The sequence below is a fragment of the Salegentibacter flavus genome, from assembly GCF_900115145.1.
Classification (GTDB): Bacteria; Bacteroidota; Bacteroidia; order Flavobacteriales; family Flavobacteriaceae; genus Salegentibacter; species Salegentibacter flavus.
The window spans coordinates 61,243-86,162 of sequence record NZ_FOVL01000003.1 but is presented as its reverse complement, the minus strand read 5'-3'; the positions used below and the strand labels follow the sequence as shown (position 1 = coordinate 86,162).

General features: G+C 39.2%; 22 protein-coding genes. 11 read left to right on the top strand and 11 right to left on the bottom strand.

Going from position 1 to position 24,920, the window contains the following annotated elements:
* The first annotated feature begins 1 nt into the window (after position 1).
* From BM266_RS03865 to BM266_RS03855, 3 genes are read left to right on the top strand one after another with little or no spacing between them, the layout of a single operon-like run.
* A complete protein-coding gene (locus BM266_RS03865) occupies positions 2 to 268 on the top strand; it encodes a hypothetical protein (RefSeq protein ID WP_093406117.1) in 267 nt (88 codons plus the stop codon).
* Between the two features lie 15 nt (positions 269 to 283).
* Positions 284 to 1,780: an efflux RND transporter periplasmic adaptor subunit gene (locus BM266_RS03860; RefSeq protein WP_093406114.1), complete on the top strand. Its 1,497-nt coding sequence runs from the start codon at positions 284 to 286 to the stop codon at positions 1,778 to 1,780.
* A gap of 18 nt (positions 1,781 to 1,798) precedes the next feature.
* A complete protein-coding gene (locus tag BM266_RS03855) occupies positions 1,799 to 4,879 on the top strand; it encodes an efflux RND transporter permease subunit (protein ID WP_093406112.1) in 3,081 nt (1,026 codons plus the stop codon).
* 69 nt (positions 4,880 to 4,948) lie between these two features.
* Here BM266_RS03855 and BM266_RS17325 read toward each other — a convergent pair whose 3' ends face one another.
* From BM266_RS17325 to BM266_RS03835, 4 genes are read right to left on the bottom strand one after another with little or no spacing between them, the layout of a single operon-like run.
* Positions 4,949 to 5,155, bottom strand: coding sequence for a GDCCVxC domain-containing (seleno)protein (locus tag BM266_RS17325; protein WP_093406110.1), 207 nt, complete (start codon positions 5,153 to 5,155; stop codon positions 4,949 to 4,951).
* Positions 5,156 to 5,168: 13 nt separating this feature from the next.
* Complete coding sequence (locus BM266_RS03845) at positions 5,169 to 6,515, bottom strand: dihydrolipoyl dehydrogenase family protein (protein ID WP_093406108.1); 1,347 nt, start codon at positions 6,513 to 6,515, stop codon at positions 5,169 to 5,171.
* Positions 6,516 to 7,124: a mercuric transport protein MerTP gene (merTP, locus tag BM266_RS03840; protein ID WP_394333116.1), complete on the bottom strand. Its 609-nt coding sequence runs from the start codon at positions 7,122 to 7,124 to the stop codon at positions 6,516 to 6,518.
* Positions 7,125 to 7,140: 16 nt separating this feature from the next.
* Positions 7,141 to 7,506 carry an ArsR/SmtB family transcription factor gene (locus tag BM266_RS03835; RefSeq protein ID WP_093406103.1) on the bottom strand — a complete coding sequence of 122 codons (366 nt, stop codon included), beginning with the start codon at positions 7,504 to 7,506 and terminating at the stop codon, positions 7,141 to 7,143.
* A 702-nt stretch (positions 7,507 to 8,208) separates the two neighbouring features.
* Between BM266_RS03835 and BM266_RS03830 the strand changes: the two genes are divergently transcribed.
* From BM266_RS03830 to BM266_RS03810, 5 genes are all read left to right on the top strand, one after another.
* Positions 8,209 to 8,556: a single-stranded DNA-binding protein gene (locus BM266_RS03830; RefSeq protein WP_093406406.1), complete on the top strand. Its 348-nt coding sequence runs from the start codon at positions 8,209 to 8,211 to the stop codon at positions 8,554 to 8,556.
* Positions 8,557 to 8,631: 75 nt separating this feature from the next.
* Complete coding sequence (locus BM266_RS03825; protein ID WP_093406101.1) at positions 8,632 to 9,081, top strand: JAB domain-containing protein; 450 nt, start codon at positions 8,632 to 8,634, stop codon at positions 9,079 to 9,081.
* Positions 9,082 to 9,772: 691 nt separating this feature from the next.
* Positions 9,773 to 10,174 (top strand): BfmA/BtgA family mobilization protein, encoded by a 402-nt coding sequence (locus BM266_RS03820; protein ID WP_093406098.1) that lies wholly within the window; start codon positions 9,773 to 9,775, stop codon positions 10,172 to 10,174.
* Between the two features lie 11 nt (positions 10,175 to 10,185).
* Positions 10,186 to 11,217 carry a MobB family relaxase gene (gene mobB, locus BM266_RS03815; RefSeq protein ID WP_093406095.1) on the top strand — a complete coding sequence of 344 codons (1,032 nt, stop codon included), beginning with the start codon at positions 10,186 to 10,188 and terminating at the stop codon, positions 11,215 to 11,217.
* 11 nt (positions 11,218 to 11,228) lie between these two features.
* The gene (locus tag BM266_RS03810; protein WP_093406093.1) at positions 11,229 to 12,812 is read left to right on the top strand and encodes a type IV secretory system conjugative DNA transfer family protein; all 1,584 of its coding nucleotides are present in this window, start codon (positions 11,229 to 11,231) and stop codon (positions 12,810 to 12,812) included.
* Here the strand turns inward: BM266_RS03810 and BM266_RS03805 are convergent.
* Together BM266_RS03805 and BM266_RS03800 are read right to left on the bottom strand one after the other, a co-directional pair.
* On the bottom strand, positions 12,805 to 13,278 hold the full coding sequence (locus tag BM266_RS03805) for a hypothetical protein (RefSeq protein WP_093406089.1): 474 nt from the start codon (positions 13,276 to 13,278) through the stop codon (positions 12,805 to 12,807). The two genes, BM266_RS03810 and BM266_RS03805, sit on opposite strands and share 8 nt — an antisense overlap.
* A gap of 6 nt (positions 13,279 to 13,284) precedes the next feature.
* Positions 13,285 to 14,286 (bottom strand): hypothetical protein, encoded by a 1,002-nt coding sequence (locus BM266_RS03800; RefSeq protein ID WP_139220591.1) that lies wholly within the window; start codon positions 14,284 to 14,286, stop codon positions 13,285 to 13,287.
* Positions 14,287 to 14,318: 32 nt separating this feature from the next.
* Here BM266_RS03800 and BM266_RS03795 point away from each other — a divergent pair, with 32 nt between their 5' ends.
* Genes BM266_RS03795 through BM266_RS03785 form a run of 3 tightly spaced genes read left to right on the top strand, consistent with a single transcriptional unit; the run spans position 14,319 to position 20,930 of the window.
* Complete coding sequence (locus BM266_RS03795) at positions 14,319 to 14,606, top strand: helix-turn-helix transcriptional regulator (protein WP_093406084.1); 288 nt, start codon at positions 14,319 to 14,321, stop codon at positions 14,604 to 14,606.
* A gap of 5 nt (positions 14,607 to 14,611) precedes the next feature.
* Positions 14,612 to 15,865, top strand: a complete 1,254-nt coding sequence (locus BM266_RS03790) for a type II toxin-antitoxin system HipA family toxin (protein WP_093406081.1) — start codon at positions 14,612 to 14,614, stop codon at positions 15,863 to 15,865.
* A 13-nt stretch (positions 15,866 to 15,878) separates the two neighbouring features.
* Positions 15,879 to 20,930: an NACHT domain-containing protein gene (locus BM266_RS03785; protein WP_093406079.1), complete on the top strand. Its 5,052-nt coding sequence runs from the start codon at positions 15,879 to 15,881 to the stop codon at positions 20,928 to 20,930.
* Between the two features lie 62 nt (positions 20,931 to 20,992).
* Here the strand turns inward: BM266_RS03785 and BM266_RS03780 are convergent, their stop codons facing one another.
* The 5 genes from BM266_RS03780 to BM266_RS03760 are packed head-to-tail and all read right to left on the bottom strand — an operon-like array spanning position 20,993 to position 24,914.
* Positions 20,993 to 21,826 (bottom strand): DUF4138 domain-containing protein, encoded by an 834-nt coding sequence (locus BM266_RS03780; protein WP_093406076.1) that lies wholly within the window; start codon positions 21,824 to 21,826, stop codon positions 20,993 to 20,995.
* 11 nt (positions 21,827 to 21,837) lie between these two features.
* Complete coding sequence (gene traM / locus BM266_RS03775; RefSeq protein WP_093406074.1) at positions 21,838 to 22,824, bottom strand: conjugative transposon protein TraM; 987 nt, start codon at positions 22,822 to 22,824, stop codon at positions 21,838 to 21,840.
* An 11-nt stretch (positions 22,825 to 22,835) separates the two neighbouring features.
* Positions 22,836 to 23,450, bottom strand: a complete 615-nt coding sequence (locus BM266_RS03770; protein ID WP_093406403.1) for a conjugal transfer protein TraK — start codon at positions 23,448 to 23,450, stop codon at positions 22,836 to 22,838.
* A 37-nt stretch (positions 23,451 to 23,487) separates the two neighbouring features.
* The gene (locus BM266_RS03765; protein WP_093406071.1) at positions 23,488 to 24,333 is read right to left on the bottom strand and encodes a hypothetical protein; all 846 of its coding nucleotides are present in this window, start codon (positions 24,331 to 24,333) and stop codon (positions 23,488 to 23,490) included.
* Positions 24,333 to 24,914, bottom strand: coding sequence for a conjugal transfer protein (locus tag BM266_RS03760; protein ID WP_093406068.1), 582 nt, complete (start codon positions 24,912 to 24,914; stop codon positions 24,333 to 24,335). Before BM266_RS03760 ends, BM266_RS03765 begins: the two co-directional genes overlap by 1 nt.
* Positions 24,915 to 24,920 lie beyond the last annotated feature (6 nt).

Sequence of the window (24,920 nt, the reverse complement as noted above, 5' to 3'; positions counted from 1 at the left end):
TATGAATTTCAAGAATTTATTTTTCGCAGCAATATTAGTATTTGGTTTTTCAGCTTGTAGAGATACAGCAAAAGAAGATCATGGACATGAACATGCAGAAGGAACTGAAGATCATGCCCCGGAAGAGGAAGAGCATGGTCATCCACATGATGAAGACGGCAATCATATGGAACAGGAAGAATTCAAAGTTGGTGAAGATTCACTTGATATGCATGAGGATTCTGATCAGCATACGCATGATGACGGAACGGAGCATGAGGATCATTAAAAATTAATATTAGACATGAAATATATTTATATAGTATGTATCTCGCTTTTCCTTTTTTCCTGCGGAAATAATGAGGAGGAAGACCATGCGCATGATGCAGAAGGAAATCACGTAGGCTCAGAAGTACCTACGATTAGCAAAACCATCTGGACAGACCAGACGGAGCTTTTCGTTGAATTTCCAGCTTTAGTGGAAGGGAAAACCAGCAAATTTGCAGCTCACTTTACTGTTCTGGATAAACACCAGCCGGTTCGAAAAGGTTCGGTTACAGTGAGCCTTATTCAGGGAGATAGTGGAATTCGGCATAAGGTAGAATCACCTTCTTCACCTGGGATTTTTTCTCCGGCCTTGCAACCAAAAGATCCGGGAACCTATGACCTCGTTTTTGATCTGAAAACTCCTGAATATTCAGACAGGATCGTGATAGAAGACGTTCAGGTGTATGCCTCGGCTGAAGAAGCATCAGAAAATGTAGAGGCAGCAGGAGATGCCGGCATTAGCTTTTTAAAGGAGCAGGCCTGGAAGATCGATTTTCAAACAGCACCGGTTACTCAGGGAGAAGTATATGACATTGTTCAAACTTCCGGAGTCTGGCAAGCCGCGCCGGGAACTTATAAAACCCTTGCGGCAGGAGCCAATGGAATGGTGAATTTCGTTGCAGAAAACCTGACGGAAGGTAGTGAAGTAAAAAAAGGTCAATTGTTGATGACCTTGAGCAGTGAAGGACTTTCTTCCAATAATATTCAGGCAGAGATAGCCCAGGCCAAAGCCAGATATGATCAGGCGAAAGCTGAATATGAGCGGAAAAAAGAATTGTATGAGGATAAGATCGTTCCCAGAGCTGAATTTGAAAGGGTGGAAAGCGATTTTCGTGTAGCCGAATCTAATTACCGTGCACTTGCCTCCAATTACGGAGCTGGCGGGAAGCAGATCAGGGCTCCTTTTGACGGATTCATTAAATCCATCAGCACCTCAAACGGGGATTATGTAGAACAGGGTGCTAACCTTGTTAGCATTGGAACCGACCGGTCACGTTTACTTAAAACGCAATTAAGTGCCTCTCATAATCCGAGTAAAGAAGCTATTGCGAGTGTCTGGTACAAAAATGATGAAGGGACCTGGAGTGAAGTAGAAGAAGGATCGATTGTTTCCGTAGGGAAAGAAGTAGAGGATCGCAAACCTATGGTCCCGGTATATATCAAAGTGAACGATGTAGTTGAAATGCCCGAAGGCAGTTTTACTGAAGTCCAAATTGCGCTTGGAGAAGCTGAAACTGGAATTGTGGTGCCTGAAGCTGCACTGCTGGAAGATTACGGGAATTATTCTGTAATCGTACAAACCGGGGGTGAAAGTTTCGAGAGAAGACCGGTGAAGATCGGGAAACGAAACGGTCAGAACGCACAAGTACTTAGCGGACTTGAAGCCGGAGACGTTGTAGTGACTACAGGGAACTATCAGGTGAAGATGGCTTCAATGTCTGGACAAACTCCGGGTCACGGTCACGAACACTAATCCTGAAATAGAAATTAGATGCTAAACAAGATATTATCAATTTCGCTCCAAAACCGGCTTCTGGTTCTTTTGGCAGCGGTGGTGCTGAGTGTTGCGGGGTTTTACTTCGCACGTACTATGAACGTGGATGTATTCCCAGACCTTACTGCGCCTACCGTGACCATACTTACGGAAGCGCACGGAATGGAAAGTGAAGAGGTAGAAAAACTAGTGACCTACCAGCTCGAAACCGCGATGAACGGTTCGCCAAATGTAAGAAGGATCCGTTCTTCCTCAGCCGCGGGGATCTCCATCGTTTGGGTTGAATTCGACTGGGGCACGGATATTTACAAGGCAAGACAGATCGTTAGTGAACGTATTCCGATGGTTCGTGAAAATCTTCCAACCGGAATAGGAGCACCTACCATGGCACCTATCTCCTCGATTATGGGAGAAGTAATGCTGTTGGGAGTCACTTCAGACAGTCTTAGCCCAATGGAACTTAGAACATTATCTGATTGGCAGATCCGTCCACGGATAAAGGCCATCGGAGGGATTGCCAACGTGGTGGTGATTGGAGGAGATTATAAACAATACCAGGTTTTTGCCGATCCCGGAAAAATGAAATACTACGATGTAAGCCTCGAGGAGTTAACCGAGAAGGTTAAAGAGGCGAACACAAATGCACCCGGTGGTTTTCTAAATCAATATGGAAATCAATATATCATTAAAGGGAGTGGTAGGGCTTATGCGTTAGATGATCTGGAGGAAGCGGTGGTAAAACAGGTAAATGGGCAGAGCATTAAGATCAAGGATGTAGCAACTGTGAAAATAGGAGCTGCTGATAAGATCGGTGATGGCTCCCTGAATGCAGAGCCAGCTGTTATTTTGACAATTTCCAAGCAGCCCGATGTAAATACCCTGGAACTTACGGAAAGGCTGGATGAGGCCATCGCAGAACTGGAAACAAGTCTGCCGGAAAGCGTGGAAATCAAAAGTCAGATCTTCCGACAGGCCGATTTTATTGATGCTTCCATCAGCAACCTGAACATGACCCTGCTTGAAGGAGCTTTTTTTGTGGTCGTTGTATTATTCATCTTCCTGATGAACTGGCGTACTACCCTAATTTCGCTACTGGCAATCCCAATTTCGTTATTGGTATCGATTATCGTATTAAAAATGCTGGGCTATACCATCAATACTATGAGTTTGGGAGGGATGGCAATTGCAATTGGAGCACTGGTAGATGATGCTATCATTGATGTGGAGAATGTTTATAAACGCCTGCGCGAAAATATTCGAAAACCAAAAGCTGAAAGGCAGTCGGTGATCACCGTGGTAAGGGATGCATCGGTGGAAATTAGAAGTTCTATTATCATAGCAACCCTTATCATTATTGTCTCTTTTGTACCACTGTTTTTCCTTGGTGGAATGGAAGGCCGATTGCTCAAACCACTGGGAATTGCTTTTATCACTTCAGTATTGACGTCGCTGATTGTAGCGGTAACGGTTACTCCGGTGCTGTGTAGTTATCTTCTGAAAAAGGAGAAAATGCTGAAAAAGCAGTCCGAAGGAACAAAAGTGGAAAGATGGTTACAGAAGGCTTACGCCGATATTCTAAATCGAGCCTTAAAGATCCCTAAAACCGTGATCGCGGTAACAGTGGTTGCTTTTTTACTGAGTATTGCGTTATTTACGCAATTAGGAAGAAGTTTTCTTCCTGAATTCAACGAGGGATCACTAGTGATAAGTGTGGTGGGGCCTCCATCTATGTCTTTGGAAGAAAGTAATAAGACTGGAAACCAGGTAGAGCAATTATTGCTTGAAATGCCTGAAGTGGATGTGGTTACCAGAAGGACCGGTAGAGCTGAACTGGACGAGCATGCCCAGGGAGTAAATGCCGCCGAGATCGATGTACCATTCACCCTGGAAGATAAATCGAAGGAGGAGTTTTTTGAAGAGGTACGGGGAAAATTAAGTATCGTTCCGGGGGTTAATATTACGCTGGGACAGCCAATTGCCCACCGTATCGACCATATGCTTTCAGGTACGAGAGCCAATATCGCGATTAAAATTTTTGGACCCGATTTACAACAGCTATATGAAATAGGTAAAAACGTGGAGGAGAATATTACTCCTATCGATGGGCTTGCCGATGTAGCTGTTGATCAGCAGATCGAAGTACCTCAGATCAAGATAAGTCCAAAACGACAGATCCTTTCAGCTTATGGAATGACCGTAGGACAGTTAATGGAGCAGCTAGATATCGCCTTTGCCGGTCACGAAGTTGGTGAGATTTATGAAGGTCAGAAGTATTTTGACCTGGTGGTGCGTTATAAGGAGGATGTTAGAAACAGCATCGAGAAAATCAAAACTGCCTTGATAGGATTGCCAAATGGTTCACAGGTTCCATTGGAACAGCTCGCTAGTGTTTCTTCTGTAAGCAGTCCTAATACCATTAGCCGGGAAGATGTACAGCGTAAAATAGTTGTGGCGGCCAATGTGCAGGGTCGGGATTTGAGAAGTGCGGTAGAAGAAATTCAAGAAACCGTGAATTCATCTGTGACTATTCCCGAAGGTTACAGGGTACAATATGGCGGACAATTTGAAAGTGAATCCAGAGCTTCACAAATGCTGTTGATCACTGCCATTATTGCAATCTTCGTGATTTTCCTCTTGTTGTATTTTGAATTCAACAATGTGAAACTCGCTTTTGTTGTGCTTATCAATTTACCCCTGGCTTTGATTGGTGGAATCTTAATCGTATACTTTACTTCAGGAATTGTAAGTATAGCTTCCACGATAGGTTTTATCAGTTTATTCGGGATCGCGACACGAAATGGAATCTTGCTGGTATCGAGATATGAGGATCTCAGAAAAGAAGGACTTAAAGGTTTTGAGCTCATTAAATCTGGTGCGCTCGACAGGTTAAATCCAATTCTGATGACAGCGTTTACAACTGGTCTTGCACTTATTCCACTTGCTTTAAAAGGAGGTGAGCCGGGAAGTGAGATCCAGAGCCCAATGGCTGTTGTAATTCTTGGAGGATTGCTTTCAGCAACGGTACTAAACCTGGTTGTGATACCTTGTGTGTATGAATTAGTTACGAGGGAAGATTAATCCACTTCTAAAGTTTAAAAATGTATGGCGGACTCAATGTGGAGTCCGCTATTCATTTTTTTTAAATTTTTAGCAGCAATTTGTTCCTTCCTGAATGGGTGGACAGGCAACTGTACCATAAGAACAATAAACGCAGCAATCACCTTCTTTTGGTTTCAATAATTGATTGCAATTTTTACATCGGTAAAAAAATTCACAGGCTGTTGTGGGCATTTTTTCTTCTTTTGTATGTCCGCAATCAGGACATGTAATGGTAGAAATTAGTTCTATTTCCATAATTTATTTATTTTTAAAGCATATGAGGAATATCTGATGACAATGTTGGATATGTAAATATCATCGTCCTAAATTCATTAATTTTCATTTTGGTTTTTATCGCCATGGCGAACAAATTGATGGTTTCTTCCGCGTTAGGACCTATTAAATGTGCGCCAAGAATAGTCTGGTTTTCTTTATGAATGATAGTTTTGTAGGCATATTCCTTAACATTCAATCGTTTTGCATTAAACCAACTTTCCGCATGGTTATAATTTACCTGATATTCTATCTGTTTTGATTTGGCTTCCACCTCGGTTAATCCTACTGATGCCAGTGTGGGCAAAGTAAAAACTACGGAAGGCATTGGTGGATAATTGACTTTTTTCTTGTTCCCTTTGATGATATTTGAAGCCACAACATGCCCTTCCATTACTGCTACAGGGGTAAGTGGTAATCCTTTTGAATCTGCTGAATCTCCCGCTGCATAAATATTAGGGTTAGAGGTGCTTTGGAGGTATTCGTTAACTGTGATTCCTTTTTTTGAAAAAGAGATACCTGCTTTTTCTAAATCTAAATCAAAGATAGCGGGAGGACGCCCCGCCGAGTTAAAGACAGATGCTGTCTTGTAAGTGGCCTCTTTTCCATTTGATTTTCCTGTTACTACATAATGGTCTTCTTTCTTTTCAATTTTAGAAACTTCGGTTTTCAAAATCAGTTTAATCCCCAGGTTTTGGGTGGTATCCACAAGATGTTTTACTATGTCACTATCAAAATTTCCCAATGGTTGATCTCCACGATGTAATATGGTTACCTCAGCACCAGCACGTGCAGCGATATGAGCAAATTCAAAGGCAATGTAGCCACCCCCAATAAATAAAAGTGATTTAGGTAGCTTTTTCAGGTTAAGGAATTCTGTACTTGAAAGTGCCAAATTTCCACCTTCAAAATCCAATACCCGTGGTTTTGCTCCGGTTGCGATCACGAATTTATCAGCTTCAATAACTTCATCACCTAACTGTAAGGTGTTATCAGATAAAAATTTAGCAGAAGTGTGATAGGTGTCTATGTCTTTATTCTTATATCCTTTTTCAATTTTAGGAGGCATGGCATCGACAAAAGATTGTTTAAAAGCCATAATATCTTCCCAATTGACTTCAGGCACAGTATCTATTCCATTTCCTTTAAGCCTTTGGGCAAAATCACGTACTTCAGTTGCTCCTATAATCACTTTTTTAGGATCACAGCCTCTTAGGGCACAGGTTCCACCGTAGGGAAGTTCATCAGTAATGCCCACCTTAAGGCCTTTGGAGGCACATTTATTAGCAACAGTCATACCTGACATCCCGGAACCTATTACAAATACATCATATTTTTTCATCTACTTCTCTTTTTTATTTTCTGTATCGATTACTTTATAACCAGTTGTATTTATTGCTTTTCTGATTGCGGTTAAATCGACTTTAGTTTTATCATATTCTACCACGGTATTAGTATTTGCGTAACTCGCCTTGATCGATAAAATACCATCCAGATTATTTACCTCACTTTCTACGTGGGCTTCACAGCCTGCGCAAGTCATTCCCTCAACTTCAAAGGTGTGCTTTATTATGTTTGATTGAGAAACATACATTATATCCTTACTGGGCTGTGAATAAAATATATTGGAATAATAAGGGAAAGCCAGCATCAATCCGGCAAATACTGTTACCATGAACAGAAAATTTTTGGACTGCCAAAAAGATGGTTTTTCTTCCTCATCACAGGCACAATCTATTTCTTCTTGTGTTTTCGGTTTCAGTTTTAAATACCAGGCCAAACCAAGAATTCCTATAGTAAGTACAATCAAATACGGACGAAAAGATTCTATCCAGGAAAATGTGGTGACAAGTCCACTACTACCTGCTAAAATTGCCAGAAGGGGAGTAATACAACATACGGAAGCAGTTACTGCAGTAAGCAAGCTAACAAAAGCTGGGCTGTTTGACATATTGGATGATTTCATTTTACGCAGTTTTTTTAACCATTTTAATTGTAGTGAAAACAGCATCAAGTACCGCTGTTTTATCCTTCACTAATGAATAATACAAAGTTTGCCCATCTCTTCTTGAAGAGATAAAACCTGCATCTTTAATTTTGCGGATGTGTTGGGATATTGCCGGTACACTCATTTCTAAAATATCAGCAATATCACAAGGGCATAATTCGTCTTCCATATTCAAAAGGAATAAAATTTTTAAGCGTACTTCACTACCAGCAATCGATAGTAGTTTGGTCATATCTTGAAAATTATCATCCATTCTTTCCAAAGTGTTTTTGCAATTAAGAAGTTGTTGATGATCAGCCTGAGCTCTTGTACACGAAATTTCCATGGTTAATCTATTATTTAGAGATCAAAAGTATAATAAAATACGTATTTAAGCAAATGCTTAAATAATAGTTAGTACAAATATTCTGCTTCATACATTTAAGAGATTATGACCACTAATTTCAAAGACCTTCTGGTTGTAAATCGGTCAGCACATTACCGCTTCATTCCGTGAAATGCTCCATTTCGGGTAAAGAGCTTCCCTAAGAATATCTTGGGCATCCTTTTTATTTTCCTAATGATGTATCCGCTATATAGTAGTTACCGCTCTTCGTGTAATCTTATACTTAATTAAGTAAAAAAGGACGCCCGCTAAATCGGAATTCCATTCTTGCATTTACTTCGCTTCCAGTTGTTTTTCAATTTCAGTATTTCCATTTCCTTCCCGGCCGTTGCTGTCCCTACCTTTTTTGTTATGCAAAATACCAATATTTAGAAGTTAGTCCAGGTTGCATAAGCCAGTCGCTTACTCCTTTTTATAAACCTTCCCTAATTCTAAATATTGAAAATGTATCAGCATCAAAAAAGGTAATAGCAAACGGCTCTATAGGAAGTAAATCAATAAATAACAATTATGAAATCATTTCAAAACAACATAACCGGAAGCGAAGTAAAAAAATCAAAAAAGGAAAACGCTCCGGATATAATAAGTAAATCAATGTTTAATCAACCTGTATTGAAAAGCAGGTATCTAAATCTTTTAATTATGAGTAATCTAAGAAACCAAGTACAGTTAATCGGAAATGTGGGGAATGCCCCGGAAATCAAAAACTTTGAAAGTGGTAAAAAAGTAAGCACTTTTTCACTGGCTACCAATGAGTACTACCACAAGGAAGGGGAGAAAATTCAACAAACCGACTGGCACAATGTAGTGGCCTGGGGAAAGCAGGCTGAGCTTATCGAGAAATATGTTGATAAAGGTAAAGAAGTGGCAATTCGTGGCAAACTAACTTCCCGATCCTATGAAACCGAAACAGGAGAAAAACGATATGTAACTGAAATTTTGGTAAATGAAATCCTATTCCTTGGAAATAAGGAAAATTCATACCAGTAATTTTTAAAACTAAGAGGGCGTTCCCTTCGAAAGTAGCGCCCTCTTTTAATTATTAACCCTTTAAATTAGCCAATAATGAAATCCAAAGTTAATGAAATAGCGATAAGCTACAGCGGAAGCTTAAAAACAAATTTGCTACCCAAAATTTCAAGTTCCAGAGATGCCGCAGATTTAGCGTTCGCACAATGGAATAAAAACGAGATCGAACTGCAGGAAACTTTTAAAATAATGCTACTCAATAATTCCAATAAATTAAAAGGTATTTATGAGGTTTCTAAAGGAGGTATTACCGGGACACTGGTCGATGTTCGAATCTTATTCGCAGTAGTATTAAAGTCTTTAACCACGGCACTAATCTTATTGCACAATCACCCCAGCGGAACCCTAAGACCAAGTGAAGCGGATAAAAGCCTGACCAGGAAAATTAAAAATGCGGCATCATTTTTTGATGTGAAAGTCCTGGATCATATTATCCTTATGCCTGATGGTAATTACTACAGTTTTTCAGATGAAGGAATTTTGTAATTTACCTGGCACATTCTAACTAGATTGTAAGCACTTCTAATTTTAGAAGTGTTTTTTTAGGCTCAAATATTTCAATGAATCTTCTAAGCAAAGCAGCTCTATAAAAGGTCATAAAAAAATAGCTTGGTTGGTAGTGCTTAATAGTAAGGAGCATTTCAAGCTCAATCAAGTAAAAAAGGGAAAATTCGCTGTTACCTGAATTTTCCCTTTCTTTTTAGGTCATTGAAACCTACTCAATAAAGATAAAAAAAAATCTTGAATCCGGACACCCTTTTGAATAAGAATTATTTATTACTCGCTACCTGTTACTAAAAAAATCCTTATATTTATTTCGCTGATCTTCAGCATTAAAATTTACGCAGGGCTATCCATTTTTGACTTTCGCCGATAAACTTGCACATCAAAAAAATATTAATCCGGAAATTTTTTCCGGGAATTGGCAAGGGGTTTTTGACTGTCTATCAAGACAGGCAACAGACCAAATTGTACGGAATTTTCGTCCCGCGCTGCGGGACGAAAAGGAGTAGCAAGAGGGTAACACGCTACGCGATGTTAAGCACTCCTTTTCGATTTTAAATAACTGTAAATCAGTTGTTTAAAATTTATTTAAATTCCTGAGTTTAAGCAATTTGCGACAAATGCTCTGCCAGGCCCCATTTTTAGGGAGGAATTTGCGACAAATCGGCGAATTATGGACTCATTTATCGGCATCAGGTTTAAAAAGGAAACTGCAAAACGTTTTCAGGAATTTTCAAGAACACACTTCAAATCACATACTGAAGCCCTGGAGACAATGCTCGACTTTTTCTTCTATAATGAGATTTCCCCCCACGAAAGATTAGGCCCAACCGGAAGGACTATCGAAGCTTCTTTTAAGAAACGAATCAATGCGGTGATTGCCATTATGCGTGATATGGAAAAAACGCAAACTAAGCCTACCGCGGCGATGATCGCCTCACTTTTTCAAACCGAAACACCTCAAAAGAAACCACTCATCCTGGAAAAGAAAATTCTCCGGGAGAAAAAAGATGACATTCCGCAACCGGAACAATATGGTAGGGGTGAAAAGAATTTTTCTGATAATAACCTGTAAAATTTCCTGCTATGTATATCACGATCACACCTCAAAAATTGGGTGGGAATTACTCCCAAAGTTCGGCCGGTTTTGTTAGCTACCTGGAAAAAGAAAATGAAGGAGTAGCCGAAGGGGCCAAGGAACATTTCTTTAATCAATATGAGGATGCTATCACCCCAGAGAAAGTTGTCAAAGAAATTGATAACAATACCACCAAGCTCAAAAAGAAAGAACCGAAGTTCTATTCCATTACTGTTAGCCCTTCCAAATACGAATTAAAACGCCTGCAAAATAGTAGCAAGGATCTACAAAAGTATACCCGGGACCTGATGAAGGATTATGTGGCCTGCTTTAACCGGGAAATAGATGGAAGGCCGATTAATATTGATGATATTAAATATTACGCTAAAATTGAACATAGCCGGAATTTTAAAGGTACCGACCGACAGGTTCGCGAAAACCAGCCCTATGCCACTAAAATCCTTGAACTTAAAAGTGAAGTCCGGAAAATTGAAACCGGACTGATGCAGGGAAGTATTGAAAAGCGGGAAAAGCAAATTGAGAAACTGGAAGCCCGGGCTCCACATCGGCAAGATGGTAAGCGAATCGTACAGGGGATGCTCAAAGCAGGCAACCAAAGCCATATCCATATTATCGTAAGTAGAAAGGATGCTTCTAATTCGGTTAGCTTGTCCCCGGGCAGTAAATACAAAGCTTCAGAAGTTAACTTTAATGGTAAGACGGTTAAACGCGGATTCGACCGGGACCGCTTTTTTGAAAAGGCAGAAAAGACTTTTGATAAGACCTTCGGTTACCAGCGCAATTTTGTGGAAACCTATACGGCACGAAAGGAATTTATCAAAAACCCGAACTATTATTTTACCGCGCTAATGGGATTACCGGCTAACGAAAAAGCACTTGCTTTTAAACTCATCCGGGAATCGGGCATCCCGATGATGCCCAGTATCCCAACCTCCCAGGCACAACTTGCCCTCAAAATTTTTAACAGGCTTAAGAAAGGGGTTGCGGTAGCCGTTAAATCAAGTTCAATCGGAATTTAATTTTAAATGTTATGGACATAGAAAATCTTGTTAGACTGCTTCTGATCATCGGGCTGGTAAGCATATTGTTCTATATATGTTTTAGGCTGATCAACCGCTTTGCCTTTGTTTTGAATTTATTACTAATGGTGACTCTTGGCATTTACGGGGTCCAGGATAACCAGTGGATTCCGGCTTTATTATTCCTGGGGTGTCCGTTACTACTGGTCAATACCCTGATGTATGTTTTTTTACATAAGGATGAGGATAGTAAAAAGATCGATAAAAAATACCAGGTCGGTTTTGCAACCACCAAAGGAAAATTTAAACTGGAGAATATTAAACGCGGTGCTTCCGTTATTGGTTCCGCCGGAAGCGGGAAGACCGAAAGCGTGGTATATGGTTTTTTAAATCATTTTCAAAAGGAGAATTTTTGTGGGGTGATTCACGACTATAAAGATTTTGAGCTTACCGAAATGGCCTATCCGCTTTTTAAAGATCGGGAAATTCCTTTTAAGATTATTTCCTTTAATAAAATTATCCATAGAGTAAATCCCATAGCTCCACGATACCTGGAGAACGAGGAAAGCGTGAATGAAGTTTCCCGAGTTCTGGTGGAAAACCTCTTGGAACAACGGGAATCAGGTACCTCTGGCACTACGAAATTTTTTAATGATGCTGCGGAGGGGCTAATTGGGGGACTGATCTGGAAATTAAAAACGGATTACCCGAAGTTTTGTACCCTTCCGCACCTTATCGCTATCTACCAGTACCTGGATACCGATAGCCTGATCCAATTTTTAGAAACTAACACCACTTCTCGTGCAATGGCCGATGCCTTTATTAGCGGTAAAGACTCCGAAAGACAAACAGCCGGGGTAAAAAGTACCCTGGCCAATGCGCTTAAAAGGATCAGTACCCAACAGATTTTTATGGTACTTTCTAAAGATGAGGTTCCACTTCATATTAATAGTGAGGAAAGCCCATCGGTTATTTCCGTAGTGAACAATCCAAAATACGAAGCTTCCTACTCTCCGGTCATAGCCACCATCATACATACCATAACTAAGCAAATGAGTGTGCGTAATTCCAAAGCTTCCTTCCTGCTGATGGAAGAGGCACCGACACTTCGTTTGCTAAATATGCACCGGATTCCGGCAACCTTGAGAAGTTATGATATAGCGACAATTTACGTGATGCAGGATAAGATTCAAAATGATATGATGTACGGGGAAAAGGCGAGTAGAGCAATTCTAAGCAATCTTTCCTACCAATTCTTTGGAAAGGTAAATGACCCCGACACCGCCAAATACTACGAGCGCTTTTTTGAAATCGTGAAAAAACCTACCACAAGTGTCAACCGCGGGTATAGCCTAAATTTTGATACGAGAGTGACCACCGGGGAGAAGGAAATCCCAAAAATCCGCGCCGATGTTTTCTTCCGTCTGAAACAAGGAGAGTTTATAACCTACGCCGATGGCAAGGATAAAAAGGTGCAATTTAAACTACCTAAAATTAACAGGGAACTACCAGAAGAAGCTAAGCACTATTCAAGTGCTGATATGAATGCTAATTTTGAGAAAGTGTATGAGGAAGTGAGGTCGATATTTAGGTAAAAGGACCGGACACCATCTGGCATTCGTCGTATATTTCTGATAGTTCAAGATATATGCCGTATTTGTAATCAAATTCTTTTAAGTATTCATTTATCCTTAGAAAATCATTTTGTCGTTTGCTATTCTTCCAAGCCATTTTTACTTCTATTAGAAGCAGATTATCGTTAGTATCTCTTTTATGCACAATAATGTCAGGATATACGAAACTCGAGCCCTGATCGTGCCATTCCAGTTTTTTACCCATAAGGTTTCCGACAGCATCAGAATCGTAATCACCCCTAATTCGATTGTACTCAACATCCACTACATAGCCTTCTTTTTTAAAGAATGGTTCTAGGTACATTGCCAATCTATGGGTTATTTTTCTTTCATTAATGTCGTATGCGGAATTCATTAATAAAGAATCTTTTGCATAAAGTATTTTCAAAGATTTTTGAATTGTAGAAAGGACCTGTTTTTTGTTCATATTTACCTACCAATTTACATAGAAAGCGAATGGCGTATTGCTATATAATAGAGTCATTGTAGAAAGCTTAGTGTATTCCCGAGTATTTTCGATGGGATAAAATGTTTGAACTCGCAGATACTCATTTTGAATATTGCCAGGCAGTGACTTTTTAAAGGGCCTAAACCAAATGGCATAAGGTGTATCATTGAAGCTAAAGTAAAGGTGTCTTTTGTTTAAGGGGAGCTTTAACGTTTTAAAGTTGTGCAAAGCGTTGAGTAAAAAGTCTGGTACCTCTTTAAAACCAATGTTTTCGTCAAAATGGTAAGACTTTTTTATTTGATGTTTTTTGATGTGTGCAGCAAAATGCCTAAACATTGTATGGACATAAGTGAAGCCATCTACTAGAATTTCTTCGCCCTGTATTTCTATTTGCTCTTCATTTGTACCCAATTCTTCATAAAATTCTTTGACGAGTAAATAAATGTACTTGGAGTGAAGAAATAATATTTTACGGAGGTAATCTTTATACCGAGAGCCTATTTGCAGGCGTAAGGTATATTTGTCCAATTCCTTAAGCTGATATTTGAGTTCTTGGGCAACATAGTTTATAAGCCCAAAACCAGTTGATTTATTTTCTAAATAAGCTTCCCATTCCTCATACGTTTTTTGAAGAAAAGCGACATCTTTTTCTTTTTGAGGTTTTGATACAGGTCCATTGTAGTCCATAATTTCTCTGTGGCCATTTAAGTCATTTACATACTTTAAATATCTGCTTCTAAAATGATAATTTTTGCAACCCTCAAAGTCTTCAATTTTATGAGCACGTTTACCATCTTTATTTCTCAATTGCTCAATTATCCCGCCTATAAACAGCTCCTCTGCTAAAGATAGCGGTTCATTGTTGTGAGCTCTCGTAAAGAGTTCTTGTACAATACTGTCATAGTGCTTGGGTTTTGTAGGGTCTCTATATAATTCGCTAAGTTCTTTTCTTGATGGCACTTCAAAAATGTTGTATATTATCAACAAAAATAGTAAATTTGGGGAAAATATGCAACGAAATGAATTCTAAGAAAACAATTCTATTACCGAAGTATAAGAAGGTTTTTGAACAGTTGGGCGAGAATATAAAGCTGGCACGAAAACGACGAAAACTTACGACAGAACAGGTTTCCGAACGGGCAGGTATTAATCGTACTACACTGTACAGGATTGAAAAAGGAGATCCCGCGGTTGCCATAGGTTCCTATTTTAATGTGTTTAGGGTGTTGAATTTAGAAGAGGGTTTTAAAAAATTGGCGGTCGATGATGAATTTGGAAGAAAACTGCAAGACCTTGATTTATTATAAATACTATGGCAACAGGAAAATTTGATATATACGTATTTGCAGACTGGGCCGCTCTAGGAAAGCCAACATTGGTAGGCGTACTTTCAGCTCACTTTGCCAAAGGTAAAAAAGCATTCAGTTTTGAATATAACAAGGATTGGTTAAAGACCGATGCTCAACGATTGTTAGACCCAGATATAGATTTTTATTCAGGGCCACAATATCCTAGCAATAAAGAAAACTTCCGAATATTTTTGGATAGTATGCCTGACACTTGGGGGAAAACTTTAATGAAACGTAGAGCTGCACAAGATGCTAGGGCCAAGGAAGAAAAAGCGCCTAAACTTTACGAAATAGATTATCTGCTCGGTGTTTTTGATGAAAGTCGAATGGGTGCTTTACGCTTTAAAACGGATTTGGAAGGCCCTTTTTTGGATAACGATGAACACAGTCCGACACCCCCTTGGTCATCACTCGGTGAGCTACAGGAAGCAGTAAATCAACTAGAAAATGATGAAAATAGTGATGCCATTAGAAAATGGATTGCAATTTTGATCGCACCCGGTTCATCCCTGGGGGGTGCAAGACCAAAGGCTAATATATTTGATTCCCAAAAGAATTTGTGGATAGCTAAATTTCCTTCTAAAACGGATGTACTGGATAAAGCAGCTTGGGAATTTTTAGCCTATAAATTGGCCATTGCTTCTGGAGTACAAATGGTAGAATCTAAAATTGAAAAGATAAGTGGTCAATACCATACATTTCTGACCAAACGATTTGACAGGGATAAAGGTAAAAGAATCCACTTTGCCTCAGCAATGACAATGACCGGGAATACAGAAGATATCATCAGAGATACAACACCTAGTTATTTGGATATTGTTGAGTTTATTGAGAATTATGGAGTTGATGTGGAAAATAATTTACATCAACTGTGGCGAAGAATTGTGTTTAATATTGCCATTTCAAATACGGATGACCATTTAAGAAATCACGGATTTATACTAACCCAAAAGGGTTGGATGTTATCACCAGCTTATGATCTAAACCCATCTATAGAAAAAGATGGTCTATCTCTAAATGTGGATATGGATGATAATGCTCTGGATTTTAATTTGGCAAAAAACGTGGGCGAATATTTTCGTTTAAGTGAAGTTGAAATGCAAACCATTTTGGAAGAAGTTCTCACAGTAGTGAAGGACTGGAAAACCATAGCCAAAAAGATAGGCATCAAAAATGCGGAAATAGAATTGATGGAAGGGGCTTTTAAAACAAGTTAAGTAATATAGAATTATGAATAAAACAGGGAGTGTATTTTCGATGGGAAGTGGTGGGGCTACTTACGAGTATCACGTGCAAGCCGCATACTTACTTGCAATGATGCTTCGGATTGAAGTGCCTCTGGTAACAAAAGGTAAAATATGTGAAGTAGCCTTTCAGACCACCAATAGAGGTTATGCTACGGATGATTTGATGGTAATAGTTGATTTTGGGAGTGGTAACGAACAAAAGATTCTAGGTCAAATAAAGCATAACATAGTATTAACTAAAAATAATGATGTTTTTAATGAGGTCATCACAGCTTTTTGGAAGGACTTTAACAATGCTAGCTTTAATAAAAGTAAGGATAGGCTACTCCTGGTTAAATCTAATCTGACCAATAATGACAAGAAACATATCGTTGTATTGCTAGATTGGGCATCCACACATAAAGATGAAAATGATTTTTACAAAGAGGTTGAACGAATAGAAGTCAAGAAAAAGCATCTCGACATCTTTGAGAATCTGCTCAAAAGGGCTAATGATGGTAAAAGTGTGTCAAAAAAGAATATTTGGCTGTTTCTTAAAAGTATGGCCCTTGCAGGATATGACTTCGGTGATGAAACGAGTACTGCTTTAAATAATTCATTAAACTTAATAACAATCTCTAAAGGATCTGAATGTGGGCTAAATGGGCTTGAAATATGGAATAGCCTACTGGCTTTAGCAGCGAACTACAATCAAAACGGTGGGGCAATTACCTATGATGACAGTAAGCAATTGGACGTTTACAGTTATTTCAATCCGTCTGTTTTTGATAGCACCTATCCATCTATATCAAAACTTCTGGAGTATAGTAGTATCATCATCGAGCCCTTTACCAGTTATATTGAAGATTTTCATTTGGACCGCTCGGAAAAATTGGAAGAGCTTTCAGATGTCTCGCTAAATCATCAATTCACTATAGTTTCAGGTGATGCTGGTGCAGGTAAGTCAGCTTTGTTGAAAGACTATATTGAAAATTTTTACGATAATGTACAGGTGTTCGTTTTTAAGGCAGAGCAATTTAATGAGACTGCCTTGCCGCACGTTTTTACCAAACTCGGGGTGAACGACTCGATTACAGATATAATAAGTTCAATTGGATATCTCAAGGAAAAGCTTATAGTTATTGATAGTTTAGAAAAACTACTAGAGGCAAATCTTGAAAATGCTTTTCAGCAATTTTTGGCACAAATACGGGATCACAAAGATGTAAAAGTCATTTTGACCTCAAGAGCTAATGCTGTTAACCTTATACTTCAAAAATACCATATCCCAAAAGCGGGTATTTTAGAAATTGAACTATTATCGGATGCGGAAATGCATTTAACCAAAAAACACTTCCCAAGTTTAGAGGCATATTTTGATAATCCTGGGCTAAAAGAGATTCTCAGAAGTCCCAAATACTTGGAATTTGCGGTACGTACAATTGGCGTGAAAGGCTTCAAAGTGGAAAATTTGTCCATAGTCGAGTTTAAATCAAAACTGTGGAGCCATATCATCGAGAAATCAACAATAACTGGTATTGGTATGGCAAGAAAACGTGGAAAAGCATTTTCAAATATAGCATTGAAACGGGCAAAACTAATGCGGTTGTTCGTTGAGCCTGACGATGGGATTGATGAAGGAGCAGTCGAAGCTTTGCTTGATGACCATGTTCTATTTAAAAGTAAAAATGATTACCAATTTTCACCTTCCCATGATATTCTCGAGGATTGGGGCTTGGTAAAATACATTTTAAAGCTAAGGTCAGATGTAACTTCAGTTGATGAATTCTTTTCTAGAATAGGTGGGCAGCCGGCTCTACGAAGAGCGTTTAGGCTTTGGGTGGAAGACTATCTCATAGAAGACCCGGAATCAATTGTTGCAATAATACGCGATACCATCAACAATGAGCAAATAGAGAGGTATTGGGTAGATGAAATTCTGGTCGCCGTGTTTCGGTCTAAAGATGCGTCAGTTTTCTTTCAAAAATTCAAAGCTGATTTGTTAGCCGAGGATGCCGTCTTTTTAAACAGATGTATTCTTTTGGCAAGAACAGCTTGCAAGGAATATGGTAAAGACTCAGAGTCAAATAAATCCATTCTTTTTCCTAATGGTGATGTTTGGAAAGAGTTATTAGTATTCATCGCTGAAAACCTTAGTGCGATACCGAATCTTCGCGAATCCATTTTTTTGCTTTTAATGGATTGGGAACTCAGATTCATTTTAGATTCCAGTAATTTGTCCGAAAAAGAAATTGATGCTTGTAAGCGTATAGTACTTCAGTTGATCGAACAAATAGAAGCTGGGGATGATTTTTGGTTAAATAAGTTGTACCGAGATAAGTACACAATACAGCACTTGGTATATCTACTTTTTGGATTGGTACCCTATGCCAAATCAGAAGTCGAAGCCTTTTTGGAGAGAGGGAATGCTAAAAAGGATACACTTTGGCATATACAGCAATTTTATGATATAGCAATTAAAATAGCTCTTGACGGAATACGAAACCAAAATTTAGTCAAAGAGCTTCCTGAATTACTAATTAAGTTGACAGAGACAACCTGGAAAGAACAACCTAGGAAAGAGGTCAAAGAAGTAAACATAGAAGGGCATAGAAGAATATCCAGTTTTCTGCCAGAACCAAGACCCAAAAAAGACGAATCTTGGGGTATAACAGATTCTAAGTTTGAGTATTACCCATCCGGTATTTATAAAACCTTTATTACAACGCTATTTGTAACCAAACCGGTTGAAGCTATTGCCTTTGTAGTTGATTTTGTGAACTACTCAGTTGATTACCTTATGAGTTCTAAATATGGAAAAGAAAACCCTTTGGAACAAATAACCTTGCGTTTTGAAGATGGTGGAGAAAAAGTGATTTATGGGGATTTGGATTTATGGGTTGCCTATAGAGGATTAAGCACACAAGTAAATCCGCTTATTGAATCCATATTGATGTCAATGGAACGGTATCTGCTGCTGCTGGCCGGTATTGAAGAAGAAATAGCCAAAAGGCTGTTGGAGGAACATTGTAAATACATTCTTCAACTTTCCAACAATGTTGCGCCCATCTCTGTAATTGCCAGTGTTTTTATGGCGCACCCCAAAGCTTTTACTAAGAACATACTGCCAATTTTCGGGCTGAGACAGTTTTATGAGTGGGACTTACAAAGGGCAATAAGTGAACATCAGAGTATGGCGCCCCAAGATAGGCAGATAGCCCACGCACAAAAAGAAAGAATGGAATCCAATGCCTTGTCCCATAGGAGGAAATACTATCAAGGATTAAGAGCCTTTATGATTCCATATCAGTTTAATGTTGGTGAATTCAACGAAGGATTATTTGAGATTTTCGATAGATTTTACAACGATTACAAGGACGACCATTTATGGATAAAAACCGTAACCGAGATGGATGTTCGCAAACTCGAAACTGGAAAAGTGGACAAAGAGACAGGTACGATTGAATTAAGACCATCATATCCGAAGGAAATTGCTGGTACTCTAAAAGCTATTGAAGATGATTCTAAAGATAATCACTTGGATGCAGGTCAAAGCAATCTTCTGCTAAAAACGCTAGAGAAAAAAGAAGAGGTAACATTTAAGCAGTGGCAGGAAATCTATAATAACTACTCAGCCCCAGATTTTCAAAATGGAATGTTCGATATGCCCGCGACATTTGCTAAAGTTGGACTCGATTCATTTGCAGGTGAATTGAATCCAAAGCAAATATCGTGGTGCTTTAGTGTATTGTATAATGCTGTAGATGCCTTGGTGAAAGATAAATATAATCAAGACTATAGTTTGAGTATGAATTATAGCGTGTTGGAAAAGGAGCCCATACTGCACTCTATTCACTTGCTAGGCAAATATGCCAGTTCCGCAGAAGACTCAATGGATTATAAGTTACTGCTTGGGAAACTTGTGTTATGTCCGTTGGATGATTACTACTTAAGGCAATTTTTAATATACTTCAGAAAAGAATTTTCCGAAAATTGCCCGGATATGGCCACTGATCTGAGAAAAATGGTAATTAATTTTGCAAAATTTGAAAAAGAAAACCCACGACCATACAGGCCAACAAAGGAGGAAGAATTGGAATATGAGAAAGGCTTTGAAGAATTTATTACGGCCTGCTTAGAATTGCCAAACAAGATTGACTTCAATTCCATTGATTACAATTCCCACGAAAAACATTTTCTTATTAGAGTAATGCTAATGATACCCACAGAAAATTGTACGCCGGTTCAAGCTGATTATGTGGTCAAGGTTTTGAATGAATTCGTAGTACTGCATCAAACTGTTGAGGGTGACACGTGGCGGAACACTAAACAGCACTTCGATTACACTTCTCAAGTAGATATGCAATTGTTTCTTGGGGAACTATGGCTTTATGCCGATAGTATCGAATATGGAAAAAGGACAATAGATATTTTAATGTCACCTTTCTTAAAAGAGAAGGTTAGAAATTCAGACGATATTCATGATCTATACGAATTCATATCGGGTGCAATTAATTTTTGCGTAACTATAATGTATGATATAGTAAGAGATAGAACCAATACAGAATTACAGAAATATGGATCAAGATTCTGGCAATTATGGGATTATATGTTTCATAAAATAAACGGAAATGGGAAATATTATTTCAGCGACAAATTACTGCTCAATAACCGTTTCCTGAAAAACTTGGAAGATTGGGAAGGCTTTTTGAGCTATAAAACCCAATATCTCAATATGGCAAAATACTTTGGTGCTAAAAATCTATCCGCAATACTTGCCGTTTTCTCAACCTTCGGCGAGAAAGAGTTCCTGCCGGAAGGAATCTTGCTTTTGGAGAAGCTCAGTGAAGACAATCCTGATAGAGCTGTTGATTTTATGGGAAAAGATGGTAAAGCCTTGATTAAAAAGCTTTTTTTTAACCATGTAAATACCATTAAGAATAGACAGGATTTAGTAAATGCGTTTTTGCATATTTTAGGTTTAATGATAGACTCAGGCTCAACTGAAGCTTATTTAATTCGCGAAAATGTATTTATATATAAGACTGAAGTTTAGTTTTCCGTCAAAGGCCATAAAATTATAACTAAAGAAAAAACTGCTATTTTTTCATAACAAAGTTAATTCGGATTATTAATAAACCGATGCGATACCTTTAGTTTTAAATTTCGTTCCCCGTCTTTTTCATTGAGCTCCAAAATCGCCCTCCTTTCTTTAGACAATGAAAACTTTGGCAGTACATAAACTATTTTTACAGCTTTATTTTTTCCAATCTTGGTCGGCATCTTGTATTTAAAAACCGGATCCTGGTATAAACGCTGCAGGGATTTCTTCTTTCCCTTTTTGCGTGTTTCACTGGCCAATTTTAAGAAATTGAGATCGTAATCCAGACCTGATCTATTCTCAATTTTGATCACAAAATACAGCTCTTCCTTATTAAAAACGATATTCTCAACACTTAATATGATACGGTACTTACGTTTTTTTATCCGGCCAATACGATGTTTCTCACTAAGCAAGTAACTGCAGAATCTTCGGTAATAATCTTCCTTATCGCTTAAGTATTTTTGTGAATTACTGGTCTTAATAGAAACCATAGCAACAGGCTTTTCCTTTCCTATACTTTCGGCTTTCGGGATAAAATAGTTCAGCCTGGTAAGTTGTTCCTTATACTTCAGGATGTAGGAAAAGACCGATCCATCTGCGCCGATAACGAGCAAGTTACTTTCCTTGCCGGGTTTGGCTTGCAGTAGGCCAAAATGCTGATGTTTTTCCCGATTATAAGTAAAAATAAAATGTGCTGCCCCCGTAATGCCCTGGTTGATCGCTTTAGGGAAAAATAGCGCAACATTTTTATGATCATTGGCGTAAATGGTGTCCAGTTTTTCTTGGGTTTGTGCACTGGTGATGATAAAAACCAGTAGAGCGGCCTTGGTTAAAATATACTTTTTCATAAGGTTTGTTTTTATTGGTTAGCCAATCCCCAGTTTGGTTCAGGTTTGCTGGCTTTGAGAATTAATCGGTAATTATTTAGAATGGTCACTTTTACATTGCGGTTATTTCGCCTGAATACTTTGCTTATCCCGCTTACCTGTGGCACACTTGGGATATTAATATCACCGATTACATCATCCAAAACTTCCGTGGTTATTTCCGCCCGGAAATTATTCTCGATGTAAATACCTTCGCTACCATCTTCAAGGTCAAAGGCTTTTAAACTTGTGGGGTCGTTATTTATGTATTCAATTTCAATCAAGACGCGATTTGGTTGAAAACTGACAAAGCCAAAAACCGGGGTGTTTTTGGGGATTAATTTATCACCAATCCTGGCAGGTTGTGCAAGTCGCATTCGAAGCCTGGAGTTTGCTTTAACCACCTGGGTACCATCAACCAGCACATTAATTTCCTTGTCCGTAGTATTGGTAATACCATTTTCAGGTTCTTGGGGAGTAGAAGCAAAGAATAATTGATGTTCCAGCCCCATTTCTTTGGCTTCGATTTTTCGCTTTTCCTCAATTTCCGCGGTGTCTACTTTTGGTACTTTTTTTATTAGGGCTGGGCTGTTATTATCCGGTGTTCTGGTTGGCCGGGTTTGTGTAAGGTTTGCAATTTGTGCTTGCCGGGCTTTTCCCAAATCATAAATACTATCGATCTTGCGTTCTTTTTCTTTTTCCAAAAGCTCGGTGTCGTAATAGCCTAAAGAATCCAAAAACGTTTCATCATAAATACTTGGTGCATTCTTAACCCGAACTTCTTTGAGGTTATCAATGGCCTCCAGTTTGGAATCGTAGGTTTCCTGGTTTTCTTCTTCAAGAGCCGGAACTTCCGTTTGCCGGAGGTTTTCTTGTTGCTCTGCATCGCTTCCGGTGATCATTAGGGTATAGGAGATAAGGAAAACCACAATGACTACCAGGATGCTAATGAATACTATTTTGTTTTTCTCTATTTTCATCCGTTCTAGTTTTAATTTTGTGAGGGTACTTTTCTTAAACTGTTTTCGAAATAATCAGTAATAAGGAGTCCGTGAGGGTTATGTGGGAAGTGACGATCTACGATGAGCAGTTTTCCCGTGGAAACCAGCTCATAAGTATCGACAATGCTTCCCCGGTTGATCTCGAAAATCACCGTGGTTCTAAAATGATAGGAATCTTCCCTTTCTTCGAGCTGTGAATCGATCGTTAATACCTTTTGAACCAGCGAGTACTGCAATAAGCGGTTGTAAACCCCTTCAGCTTTCTTTTGCCTGTATAGGTTGTCTACCGAACTATTGCCAAGCCATAATGCTTTTTCCAGGTTTTTCTTAAAGCTATTGGCATCAATATTATAGAAGTAGGTGTGAAACAGCTCCAGATGGGCAAAGGCCTCCACCTGGAAGTTTTCTTTTTGAGTAACCAGTTTTAATGGAATTATACTGCCATCGGTGTTGATTGCAAAAGCGCTATTTAGCGCATTATTCCGTGTGGAGATGGCCATCCAAATGGCAAAGACACTGCAGCCCATCGAGCAAAGCACTACAGAAAGCACGATAAAGCGGTTGAGCTTTAATATCGAATAGATATTTTTATATGGTGTTTTCATTTTTGAACTATTTTTCATTGGTTTAAAAAGGTGAGGATTACGTAGTGAATAGTCTCAGCGTAAAAGAAATGGCCCGTCGGTAGAGTTTAAATTTTAAAAACACGATAAATACTATCGAACCCAGTTCTACCACCGGTGCAAAAAAGTCGCTCCCGTAATCTGTACCAAATAGGTTTTGCCAGAAATTGGTGTTGATTTCTGTGTAAAGGGCGTTAATAAATACATTGACCAGGAAGAAAGCCGGAACCAGCATATATACCGCTGCATACAACCTGAAAAATCCATAGGCCATAGACCGAAACTTTTCAATTACCGCCAGGCTAAGCACCAGCGGAAAAAAGGCCTGCATAATTCCCAAGAGGAAATAGCGTTCCGCCAGAAATAGCGGGTAGATGAATAAATCAAGGATCCATAAAAACAGGCTGATTAAAAATGCAAAGGTTTTAAAGCCGTAGAGGGGAGTGACCAGGGCTTCATAAAGTAAGGCCATGGCTTTGCGCATCGCCCCCATAGGGGAGACATCTTCTTCGATGGGAATCTCCTGCATCTGAAGGGGGAGCAGGGCAGGGGCCGTATCGCGGTATTGGTTTTCAATAGCCACCAGAATGTTGTCAAAGAATCCAAGGATTTGCGTGGAGAAAATAACCAGCAGTACCACCGCAAAGTTCTTGGCCAGATCCCCGGGGGAAAGCCCCCAGGTATAGCCCTGCCTATCGGCTACCCCTTCATTATACTTTTTAAGGATGTTGACCAAAAAGAAGAGCACGGCCAAGGTCTTCATACCAACAATCGTATAGCGGGAAAACTCGCTCTCCTGGATGGTCTGGAAAACGCTATCGATATATTCGACGCCTACAGCCAATATAATTACCCCGCTATTCATCAAAAGCCTGTTTCCCGGTTATTGATCTTATCCTGCATTTCCCTAAAGGAAATGATCTCGCGGTAGCGTTTGGTCTTTAGCCGCACATCGGTCACCATTTCTTTGGACTCGAGTTCTTTTTGTTTTAAAACTTCGGCTCGCTCGGCATCACTCATTTTTAAGTGATCACTTGATAAAATTTCATCGATAAAGCTTGCGGTCTCCAGGGAGTTATCTACCACGGCACTGAAGGATTCGGTCACCCGGCTTATTTCGTCGGATTTGATATAAGGGGAATTCAAAATATCCCGAAGGTCATGCTGTATCACCGCAATAAGCTGCTGGTTATTTCGGCCAATCTCGCGAACGGCTTTTAAATCCTGCACTACGCTATTGACCTTCTCAATATTTTCTTTTTGGGCTTTTAAAAAATTAACGGTCTTTACCAGGTTGGCGGTTTGCTTGGCCGATTCCACCAGGGATTTAACCAGGCTGACAAAGTTCGTATTATCATACACCGGCATCCCCTGGCAGGCAACGCCTGCAGGCAAGCATAAAACAAGGGCCAATGTAAATACTAAAGTTTTGCGATTGTTTTTCATATCTAA

Coding starts and splice junctions, on each gene's coding strand:
- BM266_RS03860 (WP_093406114.1), top strand. CDS start 284: ATGAAATATATTTATATAGTATGTATCTCGCTTTTCCTTTTTTCCTGC.
- BM266_RS03805 (WP_093406089.1), bottom strand. CDS start 13,278: ATGAACAAAAAACAGGTCCTTTCTACAATTCAAAAATCTTTGAAAATA.
- BM266_RS03785 (WP_093406079.1), top strand. CDS start 15,879: ATGAATAAAACAGGGAGTGTATTTTCGATGGGAAGTGGTGGGGCTACT.
- BM266_RS03810 (WP_093406093.1), top strand. CDS start 11,229: ATGGACATAGAAAATCTTGTTAGACTGCTTCTGATCATCGGGCTGGTA.
- merTP (WP_394333116.1), bottom strand. CDS start 7,124: ATGTCAAACAGCCCAGCTTTTGTTAGCTTGCTTACTGCAGTAACTGCT.
- BM266_RS03825 (WP_093406101.1), top strand. CDS start 8,632: ATGAAATCCAAAGTTAATGAAATAGCGATAAGCTACAGCGGAAGCTTA.
- BM266_RS03865 (WP_093406117.1), top strand. CDS start 2: ATGAATTTCAAGAATTTATTTTTCGCAGCAATATTAGTATTTGGTTTT.
- BM266_RS03820 (WP_093406098.1), top strand. CDS start 9,773: ATGGACTCATTTATCGGCATCAGGTTTAAAAAGGAAACTGCAAAACGT.
- mobB (WP_093406095.1), top strand. CDS start 10,186: ATGTATATCACGATCACACCTCAAAAATTGGGTGGGAATTACTCCCAA.
- BM266_RS03835 (WP_093406103.1), bottom strand. CDS start 7,506: ATGGAAATTTCGTGTACAAGAGCTCAGGCTGATCATCAACAACTTCTT.
- BM266_RS03830 (WP_093406406.1), top strand. CDS start 8,209: ATGAGTAATCTAAGAAACCAAGTACAGTTAATCGGAAATGTGGGGAAT.
- BM266_RS03790 (WP_093406081.1), top strand. CDS start 14,612: ATGGCAACAGGAAAATTTGATATATACGTATTTGCAGACTGGGCCGCT.
- BM266_RS03760 (WP_093406068.1), bottom strand. CDS start 24,914: ATGAAAAACAATCGCAAAACTTTAGTATTTACATTGGCCCTTGTTTTA.
- traM (WP_093406074.1), bottom strand. CDS start 22,824: ATGAAAATAGAGAAAAACAAAATAGTATTCATTAGCATCCTGGTAGTC.
- BM266_RS17325 (WP_093406110.1), bottom strand. CDS start 5,155: ATGGAAATAGAACTAATTTCTACCATTACATGTCCTGATTGCGGACAT.
- BM266_RS03855 (WP_093406112.1), top strand. CDS start 1,799: ATGCTAAACAAGATATTATCAATTTCGCTCCAAAACCGGCTTCTGGTT.
- BM266_RS03845 (WP_093406108.1), bottom strand. CDS start 6,515: ATGAAAAAATATGATGTATTTGTAATAGGTTCCGGGATGTCAGGTATG.
- BM266_RS03765 (WP_093406071.1), bottom strand. CDS start 24,333: ATGAATAGCGGGGTAATTATATTGGCTGTAGGCGTCGAATATATCGAT.
- BM266_RS03795 (WP_093406084.1), top strand. CDS start 14,319: ATGAATTCTAAGAAAACAATTCTATTACCGAAGTATAAGAAGGTTTTT.
- BM266_RS03770 (WP_093406403.1), bottom strand. CDS start 23,450: ATGAAAACACCATATAAAAATATCTATTCGATATTAAAGCTCAACCGC.
- BM266_RS03780 (WP_093406076.1), bottom strand. CDS start 21,826: ATGAAAAAGTATATTTTAACCAAGGCCGCTCTACTGGTTTTTATCATC.